The sequence below is a fragment of the Metamycoplasma hominis ATCC 23114 genome (assembly GCF_000085865.1).
GTDB classification, from domain to species: Bacteria; Bacillota_I; Bacilli_A; order Mycoplasmatales; family Metamycoplasmataceae; genus Metamycoplasma; species Metamycoplasma hominis.
Genome location: NC_013511.1, coordinates 398,417 through 412,458 on the forward strand (window position 1 = coordinate 398,417; position 14,042 = coordinate 412,458).

At 26.9% G+C, this 14,042-nt stretch carries 11 protein-coding genes, 1 tRNA gene and 1 pseudogene; 3 read left to right on the forward strand and 10 right to left on the reverse strand.

Annotation, left to right across the window (positions count from 1 at the left end):
- Nucleotides 1-45: 45 nt before the first annotated feature.
- Nucleotides 46-1,788: a ribonuclease J gene (locus MHO_RS01895; protein WP_012855612.1), complete on the reverse strand. Its 1,743-nt coding sequence runs from the start codon at nucleotides 1,786-1,788 to the stop codon at nucleotides 46-48.
- Nucleotides 1,789-1,906: 118 nt separating this feature from the next.
- Here MHO_RS01895 and MHO_RS05570 point away from each other — a divergent pair, with 118 nt between their 5' ends.
- Nucleotides 1,907-2,398, forward strand: a complete 492-nt coding sequence (locus tag MHO_RS05570) for a hypothetical protein (protein WP_012855613.1) — start codon at nucleotides 1,907-1,909, stop codon at nucleotides 2,396-2,398.
- A gap of 65 nt (nucleotides 2,399-2,463) precedes the next feature.
- Here MHO_RS05570 and MHO_RS01905 read toward each other — a convergent pair whose 3' ends face one another.
- Entirely contained in the window at nucleotides 2,464-3,399 is a 936-nt protein-coding gene (locus MHO_RS01905; RefSeq protein WP_012855614.1) for an NAD(P)/FAD-dependent oxidoreductase, read from the reverse strand.
- 33 nt (nucleotides 3,400-3,432) lie between these two features.
- Nucleotides 3,433-4,371 carry a prolipoprotein diacylglyceryl transferase gene (lgt, locus tag MHO_RS05575; protein WP_012855615.1) on the reverse strand — a complete coding sequence of 313 codons (939 nt, stop codon included), beginning with the start codon at nucleotides 4,369-4,371 and terminating at the stop codon, nucleotides 3,433-3,435.
- A 17-nt stretch (nucleotides 4,372-4,388) separates the two neighbouring features.
- Here lgt and MHO_RS05945 point away from each other — a divergent pair.
- A pseudogene (locus MHO_RS05945) lies at nucleotides 4,389-4,439 on the forward strand (hypothetical protein); the annotation flags it as partial.
- A 13-nt stretch (nucleotides 4,440-4,452) separates the two neighbouring features.
- Here MHO_RS05945 and uvrA read toward each other — a convergent pair.
- From uvrA to MHO_RS01935, 5 genes are read right to left on the reverse strand one after another with little or no spacing between them, the layout of a single operon-like run.
- Complete coding sequence (gene uvrA / locus MHO_RS01915; protein ID WP_012855616.1) at nucleotides 4,453-7,281, reverse strand: excinuclease ABC subunit UvrA; 2,829 nt, start codon at nucleotides 7,279-7,281, stop codon at nucleotides 4,453-4,455.
- A complete protein-coding gene (locus MHO_RS05580; RefSeq protein WP_012855617.1) occupies nucleotides 7,271-8,446 on the reverse strand; it encodes a HipA domain-containing protein in 1,176 nt (391 codons plus the stop codon). The genes uvrA and MHO_RS05580 overlap by 11 nt, the downstream gene beginning before the upstream one ends.
- 7 nt (nucleotides 8,447-8,453) lie before the next feature.
- Nucleotides 8,454-9,875, reverse strand: a complete 1,422-nt coding sequence (locus MHO_RS05585; protein ID WP_143763821.1) for a hypothetical protein — start codon at nucleotides 9,873-9,875, stop codon at nucleotides 8,454-8,456.
- The gene (locus MHO_RS01930; RefSeq protein WP_012855619.1) at nucleotides 9,868-10,788 is read right to left on the reverse strand and encodes an HAD-IIB family hydrolase; all 921 of its coding nucleotides are present in this window, start codon (nucleotides 10,786-10,788) and stop codon (nucleotides 9,868-9,870) included. Before MHO_RS01930 ends, MHO_RS05585 begins: the two co-directional genes overlap by 8 nt.
- Before the next feature lie 16 nt (nucleotides 10,789-10,804).
- Nucleotides 10,805-11,608, reverse strand: coding sequence for a hypothetical protein (locus MHO_RS01935; protein WP_012855620.1), 804 nt, complete (start codon nucleotides 11,606-11,608; stop codon nucleotides 10,805-10,807).
- Nucleotides 11,609-11,934: 326 nt separating this feature from the next.
- Between MHO_RS01935 and vaa the strand changes: the two genes are divergently transcribed.
- Nucleotides 11,935-13,350 carry a variable adherence-associated lipoprotein adhesin Vaa gene (gene vaa / locus MHO_RS01940; RefSeq protein ID WP_012855621.1) on the forward strand — a complete coding sequence of 472 codons (1,416 nt, stop codon included), beginning with the start codon at nucleotides 11,935-11,937 and terminating at the stop codon, nucleotides 13,348-13,350.
- 95 nt (nucleotides 13,351-13,445) lie between these two features.
- Here vaa and MHO_RS02955 read toward each other — a convergent pair whose 3' ends face one another.
- Together MHO_RS02955 and MHO_RS01950 are read right to left on the reverse strand one after the other, a co-directional pair.
- On the reverse strand, nucleotides 13,446-13,631 hold the full coding sequence (locus MHO_RS02955; protein ID WP_049780786.1) for a hypothetical protein: 186 nt from the start codon (nucleotides 13,629-13,631) through the stop codon (nucleotides 13,446-13,448).
- A 304-nt stretch (nucleotides 13,632-13,935) separates the two neighbouring features.
- Nucleotides 13,936-14,012, reverse strand: a tRNA-His gene (locus MHO_RS01950).
- Nucleotides 14,013-14,042 lie beyond the last annotated feature (30 nt).

Below are 14,042 nucleotides of genomic sequence, written 5' to 3' on the forward strand. Positions count from 1 at the left end.
TAGTTTAAATTAGCATTGTTATTTTAAAAATAGTAGAAAAATTTATTATTTTTTAGTAGATTTTGCTAATAATATAACATTTTCATCAAGGTTTGGATCTTCTTCAATACTTGCAGTAGTATGATTTGTAAACAAAATTGTAGGAATAATAACAACGTCTCTACGTTTATTTTTATAAAAAAATGGGGCTAATCTATCAATTATTAGTTGCTTTAATTGAGGCACAGTTCAATCATTTGAGTTTTTAATTGTATATAATATAGCGCCATGAACCAACCTCTTTGCTTCTTCAATTAAATGCAATGAATTTTTTACATAAAATGCACCACGAGAAACTATTCTTGGTTTACCAATAATTAGATTTTTTTCTTTATTAATTGCTAAAACAACATGCATAAATCCGTTTTGGCCTAATTCACTACGTTCTTTAATAATTTGAGAGTTAGTTTTTGATAAAATATTGCCATCAATAAAAACAGGTCCAAAATAAACCTTCTCATTCGACAAACGAACTTGATGATTTTCTAAATAATAAACATCCCCTAATCTAGCAATCAAAATATTTTTAGCATCAACACCGCTTTCAATAGCAGTATAGCCATGAACAACGCTCATTCTATATTCACCGTGATAAGGCATAAAATATTTTGGTCTAGTCAATTCAAAAATTTTTCTATGTTCATCTTTGTAGGCGTGACCCGAGGTATGTAGATAGCCGTCTACACCATTTTCACGAATTATTGCGCCTAATTTATATAGTCTATTAACTAATAATTCAATTTTAGATCTATTTCCAGGAATTGGACTAGATGAAAAAATAATAGTATCCTTTGGTTTTATTGTAATATTTGGATGTTTTCCTCATGACATCTTTGCAAGTCCAGCTAGTTCTTCACCTTGAGAACCAGTTGTTAAAATTAATAACTCATTATCTCCAAATTTGCTTAATGATTTTTTGTCAATAAACACTTCGTCCGGAACATTAATATAGCCTAATCTTCTACCAATATCTATTCCATCAACCATAGAACGGCCGAAGGCAACAACCTTTTTATTTAAAGAAGCGCCTAATTCAATAATTGCTTTAATTCTAGTTAAATTAGAAGCAAATGCAGTTACAATGATTTTCTTTTCTGCTTCCAACATATATTTTTTAATATCTTTTAAAATATCTGACTCTGATGGTGAATGATTTGGACGCATAGCATTTGTTGAATCAGAAAATAAAACATCAAGGCCTTCGTCGCCAATTTGTTTAAGTTTATTAAAATCTGTAAAATTTCCAATAGGTGTGTAGTCAAACCTAAAATCACCTGTCATCATTAATGAACCATTAGGGGTTTTAATTCTAATGCCAAAGGCATCAGGAATTGAATGTTGGGCGGTTCAAAAATCTACTTGACAAGGGCCAAAAGTTCAAACTGCATCTTTTTCAGTTTCAATAAATTCAATATTACGTTTTATCTTCATATCCTCAAATTTTAGTTTTAGATATTGAATAGCAATTCTAGGTGCAAATATTTTTTTAACATCAACTTGCTGAACTAAATATGGAACACCCCCAATATGATCTTCATGTCCGTGGTTTATGAAAAGACCTTCGATTTTATCTTGATTTTCTGCTAAAAAAGTGAAATCTGGAATGGAACCATTTACACCTGTTACATATGAATCGCAAAATTTAATTCCGGTGTCAATAATAAAAATATGATTTTCATATTGAATAACCAAAGTACTTTTACCAATTTCTTGCATTCCGCCTAATCCAAAAATTTTAGTTGGGCTCATAAATCCTCCAATTTTTATAATTATTATAATGAATGAATATTCAGCTTTTTATTGTTAATATTTTAGCAAAAAAATACGAAATTAAAAAAAATACAAATTTTTTATTAAAATTTTAGATATGAATGATAGTAGGGTACAAAAAACAAAGATTCCTAAAGTATTAGCAAGTTTTAGTTTAATTTTAGAACTTATTGCATTAGCATTACTTATTTATGTTATATATAGTTTCTCTTCAATTTGAAAAGAAACACTTGCAGATATAAAGGGAATTATAAAAAATAATAAAGACAGTTTTGAAACATTTTGAAAGGAATTTTCTAAATATTGAATAGACTTTTATAAAAATAATAAGGTCTTAATTAGTGCAATTTTAGCATTGCCAATATTATTATATGTTTGCTTTATATTTAGTATGTTAGTAATAGCAAAAGCTAGTTGGTCATTACACAAAGTTCCAATAATACTTATTATTGTTACATTATGTTTGCCAATTCTATTATTATGTGAAATAGTTAGAATAGTATCACTATTTTTAATAGTAATAAAAAAGCAAAAAAATTTTAATAACCAAGTATATTATGGACCACAAGTTGCTAACATACAAAATTAATAAAAAATTCGTAATTATTTCTATTACGAATTTTTATTTATAAAATAAGAAAACAAGAAGAAATCTTATTTATATAATTTATCGATTTTATTACTTATTGCTCTTGCAGCAATTGTCCCATCAGCTGTTGCTGTTGTAATTTGTCTTACATCTTTTACAATAACATCGCCTATTGCAAAAATATTAGGAATTTTAGTTTCCATATTTTCATTAACTTCAATAAATCCACGGCTATTTAATATTTCATCGTATTTACCTTTTATAAATGCTGTGTTAGGTTTAAAACCAACATAAGGAAAAATGCAACTTATATTCATTTTTGTTTCTTTTCCATTTATATTAGCAATAATTTCTTCAACTTTTTCATTGCCCAAAATTTCTTTAATAGTTGAATTTTCATGAATATAAATATTGCTTTTAGACATTGCTTCATTGACAAGTTTTTTTTCTGCAATAATTCCATCACGAACAAAAATATGAACCTCAGAGGCAATTGATGCTAAATAAGACGATTCTTCGAATGCTGAATTACCTCCACCAATGATTGCACAAGGTTTATTTTTATACAAAGGACCATCGCAAATTACGCAATATGATACACCTTTGCCTCTATATTCTTCAATACCTTTTACATCCAAAGGAACAATTTCTTTCATGCCAGTTGCAATAATTATTGCTTTTGATTTTATTGACATGCCATTTTCCAAAATGACTTCTTTTTCAATATCTGATATAGAATTAATTTCCTTTACATTACCGTAAATAAATTTTGAGCCATTATCTCTTGCTTGTTTAAGCATAGCTTTGGAAAGTTCAAAACCACTTATAAAACTAAAACCTGGATAATTTTCAATTTTAGATTGAGCAGAAACTTTTCCTCCTGGTACTCCGCCTTCAATAAAAGCAACATTTATGTCATTTCTTGCTAAATATATTGCAGCCGTTAATCCTGCTGGCCCTGCCCCAATTATTAAAACATCATATAAGTTATTATTTTCCATATATTTCTCCATTACTAAAAAAGCAGCAAATTATTAAGCTGCTGTTTTAGTTTCTATTTGATTTTTAGTAGTAGATTTTTTAAATGCAAATGAGTTTGAATTTTTAGGTTCATAAACTATAAAGTAAAAGAATTTTGAAAGCTTTTCGTTATTATATGTATTAACTTTATAAACATTGTAATTCAATTTTATAACGAATTCAAACATTACAGTCAATACCAAACCAACTATTATATATAAAGCAGAAATTACTTTATAAATAGTATAACTGCCATCACGTAAAGGTTCCATTCCGAAACGAATTATTCCATAATAAACAATATATAAACCACCAGTAGTTCCTGGACGTAATCAATTTCAATTATTCAATATTCAAACTAAGATAATATAAGCAGCTAAGTTTGCAATTGATTCATAGAAGAACAAAGGATAACGGTATTTTCCATCAATAAACATGTGATCCCTAATTAATTTTGGCAATATTTCAAATGCAACAGAGCCTTTTTCCATAACGCCACCATAAACTTCATGGTTTGCGAAGTTTCCCCAACGTCCAATTGCTTGTCCAATTAATACCGCTGGTAAAATTATAGTAATTGCTTTTTTCAAATCAATTCTATTTTTATTTTTTGAAAATAGAATATAAAGAATACAACAAATTGTAGCAGTTATGACACCACCATGTATTGATAGTCCACCCTTTCAAATAAAGAATGCATTATACCAAGGACCATCTGCCCAACCTTTATGTTCAATTAGTTGTTGAATAACGAATACAAATCTAGCTCCGATAATAGCAGTAGGAAGTGCTATAAATACCAAAATTGTTAGTTGTTCGAAAGTATATTTTTCTCTTCTTCAGAAAAAATAAACAGTCAATATAGCAGTGAGCATTCCTAACATCATTGTTAAGGAATAAACATTCATTGGGCCTAATTTTAATTGAATTCCCGCTCAATCTTTAACTTGCATTTTCCCTCCTTATAAATTTGCCACTTACATTAAAATATAATTATAAATTATACAAATCAAAAAAATTTTTTTTAATAATCACTATAAAAGTTTTACTAAATATTGCCCCGTGTACGAATTTTCACATTTTGAGACCTGTTCAGGTGTTCCTGAGCAAATAACTTTTCCTCCTTCGTCCCCACCATCAGGGCCTAAATCAATAATATGATCAGCACATTTAATTAAATCCAAATTATGTTCAATTACAATTACTGTATCGCCATTGTCCACTATTCTATTTAATACTATTAATAAATTAGAGATATCGTAAGGATGTAATCCAGTTGTTGGTTCATCTAATACATATAAAGATTTGCCTGTTGGCTTTTTTTGTAGGTATGTTGCTAATTTTACCCTTTGAGCTTCACCACCGCTTAATGTCGTAGCATTTTGGCCTAATTTAATATAGCCAAGTCCAACATCTAATAAAACTTGCAATTTTTCTTTAATTTGGCTCTTGTTTATAAATAATGCATAGGCTTTTTCGATTGTCATATCCAAAACATCGCCAATACTTTTACCATGATATTTTATTTCTAGCGTTTCTTGATTATAACGTTTCCCGTTGCAATGGTCACATGTCACATAAACATCGGGCAAAAAATGCATAGCAATTTTGATTACACCATCGCCTTCGCATTTATCACAACGCCCACCTGGAACATTGAATGAAAATCTTGATTTTGTATATCCTCTAATTTTACTTTCTTCGGTATTTGCAAAAATTTCTCTAATATCATCAAAAACACCGGTATATGTTGCAGGATTTGATCTAGGAGTACGCCCAATTGGATTTTGATCAATTTGAATTAATTTATCAATGTTAGTTTGGCCAATTAGTTTATTATCTCTTTGAATATCATAATATTGATCTAATAGATATTTATTAAGACTCCCGACTAGTTCATCGTTTATTAATGTAGATTTTCCAGAACCACTCACTCCAGTAATTGCAATAAATTTTCCTAATGGAAAAGTAACTTTAATATTTTTTAAATTATTTAATTTTGCATTTTTTAATGTCAATGTTTTGCCATTTCCACTCCGCCTAAATTTTGGCACCTCTATTTGTCTTTCTTTTGACAAATATTGGCCAGTTAGGCTTTGCTTACATGCAATTATATTTTCAACATTTCCGCATGCAACAATATTTCCACCATGTTCGCCTGCTTGAACACCAATATCAACTATATAATCTGCTTGTCTAATTGTTTCTTCATCATGTTCAACAACAATTAAACTATTACCTAATTCAACCATTTTTCTTAAAGAGCTTAACAATTTTTCATTATCTTTTTGATGTAAGCCAATTGAAGGTTCATCTAAAACATATAAAATACCTGTTAGATTAGAGCCAATTTGTGTTGCTAATCTAATTCTTTGAGCTTCACCACCGCTTAATGTCTCAGCTTTTCTATTCAATGTTAAATACTTTAAGCCAACATCAATTAAAAATTTAATTCTATGTTTCAATTCAGACAAAATTAAAGAAGTAATTTCTTTTTCTAAATCACTTAACTGCAATCTTTCTAAAATAATTGCTAAATCTCCAAGCGACTTATTGCAAATTTCATATATATCTAGATCTAGAATTTTGCAAGACAGCGCATACTTATTTAAACGCTTTCCATGGCATGAAGGACAAGTAATATCTCCAATGTATTTACTATAATAAGCCCTAGCTTCTAGTGATTTTGTATCAAAATACTTCCTTTGTAATTTATCAACAATACCTTCAATAACTTGAAACTTCTCGCGTTTTGTACCACTTTCAGATAATAACACATATGATATTTCTTCTTGCGACCCATGTTGAATAATATCTAGTTCAAAAGAAGATAAAGAATCAATAGGTTGATCTTTATCAATATGATAATAATTTAATAGCTTGTCAAATTCTTGCCATTCTAAATTGTAAGTATTCATGAAATTTCTATAATACTTTATTGCCCCCTCATTTATAGAAAGCTGTCTATCGGGACAAATTAAATCAAAGCTTGCCTTTTGAATAACACCAAGTCCTTTGCATTCAGGACACATTCCAGCTGGAGAATTAAACGAGAATAATTTGGGTTCAATTTTTGGCATATCAAAGTCGCCAAAACTGCAACTATGATGTATTGAATAGGTATTCTTTTTAGTTTCATTAACAATAGTTGAAATTAAACCATTAGATTGCTCCAATGCAACCTCAATTGCACTTGATATTCTTGATTTTATATCATCATCATTTGATAATCTAACTCTATCAATAAACAGATCAATATTTCAACGTTTATTTTTATCTAGATTAATTGAATCAACATTTTCTAAGAAATAAATCTCATCATTTATTAAAACTTTTATAAAGCCATCTCTTTTTAGTTTATTAAGTAATACTTGGTGGCTTCCCTTTTGGTTATTTACTAATGGGGCTAATATGTATATTGTTGATCCTAATGGGTTTTTATAAATGTTAGAAATAATGTCTTTTGTTTTTTGAGCAGTAATTTCAATTTTGTGATTTGGACAAAAAGGTTTTGCCACTCTTGCATATAGTAATCTTAAATAATCATAAATTTCAGTAACAGTACCAACTATACTTCTGGGATTAACATGTACTGTTTTTTGCTCAATAGAAATTGCTGGGCTCAATCCTTCAATGCTATCAACATTAGGTTTTTTAGTACCACCTAAAAATTGTTTTGCATAATTAGAAAGGCTATCAACATACCTACGTCTGCCTTCTTCATAGATTGTATTAAATGCTAAAGAACTTTTACCAGAGCCACTGACACCAGTAAAAACCACAAATTTGTTACGAGGAATATCTAAATTAATATTCTTTAAATTATTCTCTCTAGCACCTTTTATTATTATTTTATCGTTCATTTTCTTTGATATAACCCTTTTCTATTAAATATTGTTCTGCTTTCTTTATTCTTTTTTTAAAAAATTTATTAATGAATTTTAAGTATTTCATATCCATTTTAATCTTATTAGGTTGCCTAAATTTGAATTTTTTAAGTTGTTTGATTCAATCTAAATGTCTTTTTCTAATAAAAATTTTTAGTTGTTGATTAAAACTTTCAAAAAACCTAGTTTTGCGATTCTCATAGTCATTTAAAAATGCAGTTTTTGCAATTGATTTTAAATAAATAGGATAATCAAATATTAAACTATTATTAAAATCAAATATTGGAGCTGGCTTTGTTAAAATTCCGCTATTATTGTCCAACATCATGCCAAAATTATTTAAATGCCTATCCCCATTGCAAATTAAAGCATCAAAAACCATTAAATCTTCAAATAGCTCTTTACCATAATAAAAAGCAATCTGACTACATAGTTTTAAATTATTATCAATACTATTGGGATCTATGATTTTAGAAAATGGGATGAATGAAAAATCTTTGTTTGTAAACAATTTGCAATCACTAACAAAATGCTTTCCATACTTAGTAATTTTATATTCAACCGCCGGCAAATTCAAAAATTTGGCAACTTGACTTGCAAAATATTCACTATAAACATCGTATAAGTTTTTATTTGCAAATTTTGAATTTCGTTTATATAAATGAATTTCGCCATCCACCTCAACTAATGTTTTTAACATGTCGCCATCAATAAATCAACTAGGGCTTTTAATTTGTAGTCTGTTAGTTTCTGTTAATTTTGCTTTATAATCTAAAAAATAATTGCAAGAATCATTATTGAAATGATCAAAATAATTTACATCTTCTCAATTTAATTTATTGCTTTCTTCTTGGCTACATATCCAAAATGAATTGCACAAATTCAAATAATTATTATTTAAAATTAATTTCTTATAATTTAAAAAGTTTTCAATTAATCCCTTGTAATTAGGTCTTTGCATTGGAATTAATGAAATATTTAAAATGAATTCAAGTCATTGTCTTGGTGAATATTCATTATATTTTTGCTTTATAAAAATAAAATCATCAAGCAATTTAATATTGCTCAATGTTGTTAATTTTTCATCTGCTTCAAAACTTAAACAAATCTTGTTTTTACATTTTAAATAATACGTCTTCATTACTAAACTAATTTATTTCGCCATCAAAATCGTTTTTATTATCTTTTGATTTTGTTTTTGGATCTTCCTTGTGGTCTTCCTTTGCTAGATTTTTATACTTTTCTTCAACTTCTGCAATTTCTTTTGAAAGATCACGGTGCAATATTTTTTGTAAATTTTCTAGCATGCTTTTTTCTCATGAACCGTCATTAGGAATATTATTTATTCCCATTCCTCTCAATTCATCGAATGCGCCCTTGAAATAATCAACCATTTCGTCATCACGAACATTTCCAATTGCTTTGGCAGCTTTATACATACTATCAACTAATTTTTCCATACTTAGATCTTCATAATTCATTTCAAATGGAGAGCCAGACATAAATTTGTTATCAGCAATTTGTTCTTTTAATTTTTTTGCTTGTTGTTTTAAATCATCAAAACCTTCTAAGAAATTTACAAATGAATTTTTAAAATCATCCATACTACTCATATCTATTTCTTCTTCATTTGAATCGCCATCATCTGTTTTTTCATTAGGATCTTCGTCTTCTGATAATTCAGATTCAAGAGAAAATTCTTTAGTTCCAAACCCACCATCATAATCTTCTATTGACATTCTACGTTCAATAGGGAATGCTTCTTCTATTGCTCAAATTTTGTTTCCTAATAAATTTTCTACTGAGTTTCATGCATCAATACCATTTTCTATTTTTGTTAATTTAAAATTAAAACTAGATGGTTCAGTTTGCAATAAATTAAGTTTTTCTGATAATTCAAATAATTCGTCTCATTTACTAAAATCGCTTCTAATTACGTTGTTAATATCATTTGAAGGATTTGTATGAAAATTTTTAAATTCATTTTGTTTTAATTCTTTTAAATATTTTAAAGTTTCTTTTCTTTCAGAAATTACACTTTGGCTAATTAATTCAGGATCAATTTGAAAATCTTCATCAAATTCTCTTTTATCATCATAAACAAAATCAATTTTTAATGCCAATGAAATAATTTCTTTTGTAGGTAAAATTGCAGAGAAAATAATTTCATTTTGTTCAAGTCCATATTTTTTGAAGTCAAAAGAATTTTTATTTTCTTCATCGTTGTTTATTAAAAAATCATTAAAAATATTTAGAGAATTAAAAGTGTTTAAATCTGACAAAAATTCTTGTGATGCTTGTAAATCGCCAAATACAAATTCAAATGGGACAATTGTTTTTAAATAATTTGGAATTGTATATCAATGAAATACCACGCTCTTTTCAAAGCCAAAAAATGCACCTAAAACATCCACTAATTCAGAAAAAGAAATCCCTGAAGTTATTGGAAATGATATTGGTTCAAAATTAATTTTTTTAACTGCTTCTATTGGTTTAAATTCGTAGTCAAAAGCTACATTTAATTCTCTAACTGTTAATTTTAGATTTATTCCTAATTGTTTCTTAATCATTTTCTGCTCCTCTATTGTTTTCAAATTCATGCAACATATATTTTTTAGTTATATTTTTTAATCTATATATGTAATCAAGTATTGCTTCTCCCAACCCATTTTGTTCAACAGCACTTGTATGAAAGTGGCTATGTTCATGCACGGTTTGTGTTGCATTTGCCATTGCATATGAATATTTTGAGATAGACAACATTGGTATATCATTATTTCCATCCCCGATTGTCATTATTTCATCCCTAGATGTTTCTACATTCTTATAAACATTTTCTAACATTCAAAGAACAGCAGACCCTTTTGAAATATTTAAAGGCGATATTTCAATATTACAATTTGTTGGGATCATTGCCAAATTTGTTATTGACTTAAATTTTTCAAACATTTGCAATGCTGACTCTTCCGTTTCAGTTCCATCTGCTGAATAAATTTCAATCTTGGTTGGTTCAATAAATTCACCTCTGTATAATTTAGGAATCGAGTGTAATAATTCCTTGCTTATGAAGTGATATGAGCAAATATATTCAACTGATTTTTGATTATCTTTTGTGTAATAGTAATTATTATTGTCTCATAAGAGAACTTGGAAATCATTTTTTTTAGCAATGTCAAGAATCAATTTTGTTGTATCAAAATCTATTTTTCAACAAGCAATATATTCTCTTGACTGCATATCAAAAATTTGAGCACCAGAAGATCCTATTAAATATCTTGCTTTTAATGTTTCGGCTAGTTTTAACATTCTTTCTTGAATTGGATTTCCAGTACATATATTAAAATCTAATCCATTGTCTACTGCAAAATGGATATCATCAATAGTTTCTTGCTTTAAATTAAAATTTTTATATATAGTACCGTCAACATCTGAAAAAGCAATTGGCTTCTTGTTGTTAGTAACTTTTAAAATTGTTTGACTCATAATTCTCCTTGTTTTTTTATGCTCTAATCTTTGATTTATGTTTCTTTTTTAATACCATTATAATAATATAAATTATAATGCCAGAAATGGCAACTGGTGGCACAATATAACTTAATAATCTAAATGTATAATGCATTGTGGTTTCAGGTTCTTCTGATTTTAGAAATTCCGTATAATCTAATAAAAAATGATTTATGGCATATGTTTTTAAATTAAAATAATTCTTTACATTTAAATCCGATGCGTCCTTCTTTATTTCATTGCTTAATTGTTGTTGCATTTTTTTTGATACTAATTCAAACACAAAAAGTATTTTTAAAAGTTCATCATTTGTTCTTAATCTTATTTGGAAATATTTATTAAAAACTCTATAAAGATTAGGATCGGGATCATTTTTTAATAAATTAATAAAACTATTTTGATTCTTTATATCAAAGAAGGGATATTTAAGATCATTATCCAACTCCAAAGCTCTATTGTATTCAGACTTTTCTTTAAAATTCCAATCTTTTACTCTATTGTTATAAAAATCTTCAAATCTTATTTTTTTAAATGGATTTTTAGGGTCTTCTATATTTAGATTTTGTAAGAATAATTTTTGATTCATTTCATCAAATGAAAATCTGTGTTCTTTAAATATTTCAACTATTCTTTTGGCAACACTTAAATCTTGTTTTTCAATTCCGTCATCATTGCCTAATTCTAAATTATCTTGATTATCTTTTGATTTTTTGCATGATAATGAAACTAATGGGATAGTTAGTAAAGTCGGAATAGCCAATGAAAAACTTAAAAATTTTTTTATTTGTTTTTTATTCATAATATTTATTTATTATATTTTACTAAAATTCCAAACTTAAAAGATTTAAAAAGGAAATAAATGCTAAAAACTACACACTAGAAGTTTTTAAAAAATAACAAATTAAATTAAATTTCAAACTTTATAACTCCTATTCTATTATTGCAGATACTTAAACCCAAAAAGTTTTCAACAAAAATTAACCTTTTAGTTCAAAAATATAGTTTTTTTTATTTTTTTCAATATATCGAATATGAACCATTTAAAAAAACAATAAAATATATCTCGGAGATTATTAAGTCTCTTTTTTATATTTACTAAATTTAAAAAAGGATAAAAAATTAGAAATGAAAAAATCAAAGAAAATATTTATAACATTATGTGGAATAGCAACTACCGCTATTTTGCCAGTTGCTACTATTTCATGTAATGATGATAAACTAGCAGAGAAAAATGGAAAAGAAAAAGCAGATGCTGCTTTAAAACAAGCAAATGCATTAGCAGAAGAATTGAAAAAAAATCCTGATTATTCAAAAATTTTAGAAACATTAAACAAAGAAATTGCCGAAGCAACCAAATCATTTAAAGAAGCAGGTTCATACGGCGATTATCCAGCAATAATTTCTAAACTTTCAGCAGCAGTAGAAAACGCAAAAAGTGAACAACAAAAAGTTGATCAAGCAAATAAAAAAATTGCTGATGAAAATTTAAAAATTAAAGAAGGCGCTAAAGAATTATTAAAATTAAGCGAAAAAATTCAAAGTTTTGCTGATACAATTGCATTAACAATTACTAAATTAGAAGGAAAAAAATTCGAAATTGATGAAACATTTAAAAAACAATTAATTTCAACAATTGAATTATTAAATAAAAAATCAGTCGAAGTTAAAACTTTTGCAACAGTAAATACCATTAAAAAAGATTTCCTTTTATCAGAACTAGAATCATTTAAAGAATTTAACACCTCATGACTTGAAAAAATCGTATCAGAATGAGAAGAAGTTAAAAAAGCTTGATCAAAAGAATTAGCTGAAATTAAAGCTGACGATGATAAAAAATTAGCAGAAGAAAATCAAAAAATTCAAAATGGTATCGCAGAATTAACAAAATTAAGCAAGGAAAATTCAGATTTAGCACAAACTATTGAAGAAACTATTGCTAAATTAGAAAAGAAATTCCAAATTCCAAAAGATTTTAAAGAAAAATTAACCTCAACAATCAAATTATTAAATAAAAAAGCTAACGAAATCAATACATTTGTTTCTACTGTTTCTAAAAAGACAGAATTTGTTCTTGAAGAATTAGAATCATTTAAAGAATTAAACACCCTTCAATTTAATGAAATTAAAACTGAATGAGCAAAAGTACAAGAAGCATGAAAAAATGAATTAACAGAAATTAATAGTATTATTAAGGGTGTTGAAGAATTAAAGAAATTAAGTCATGAAATTTCTGAATTTTCTAATTCAGTAAAGAAAACTATTTCTGAATTAGAAAAGAAATTTAAGATAGATGATACAACAAATAAGGAAGAAGCTAAAAAATTCAAAAATGAATTAGAAAATTTTGCAGATCAATTATTGAACAAGAGTCATGAAATTGATAAATTTGTTACAGTTACATCAGCACGAGGAGATTTTTCTTTATCTGAACTAGAATCATTTAAATCATTTAATACCACATGATTCAATGAAATGAAGTCTGAATGAGCAAGAGTTCAAGAAGCTTGAAAAGATCAATTAAAAGAAATCTCAACAAAATAATATAAATTAAAAATACAAAAAATAGTGCTACTAATGGGCACTATTTTTAATTGCTAAAATCGAAAATGAATTTTTCATTAAAAACAAAAATTTATCTAGAAGTTGTAATGTTTTTTAACAATATCAAAATCTAATTTTTCAAAGAAAATCTTAGCGACAATGGTAGGGTTTAATTGTTGTGCATTTTTTAGATTAAATGAAATCAAATTATTATTTTTATAAATTATGCAGTCGTTTGAATAAACAAAAAAAGGATTTATTTTGTTAACCATATATTTCATTATTCTCTCCACTTTACTTTCTAACTTCCAAATTATTCAAAGATAATATAGCTACATCGCTTGTTACTGATGCATTTTTGGTTTTCAATATTTTTTTTAAAAAAATAAATAAAAAAACGCCCCATATAATACAGGGCCAGCTTAAGCAAAAACATATTTATTTAATGATAGTTAGCTAAATAATTTAAATATTATTTAGCTTTTTTAATTATGCATTAATAAATTAATTTTAAATATTAAAAATATTAAATATAGAATTTTAAAAAATAAGATAAATAAATGATTAAAAAAATTAATAAAAAAATGGGGCGTTTGATGGGGATCGAACCCACGTATGCCGGAGCCACAACCCGGAGCGTTAAACCACTTCGCCACAAACGCCATTTTGTTAAATTGCTTATATATTTTAAC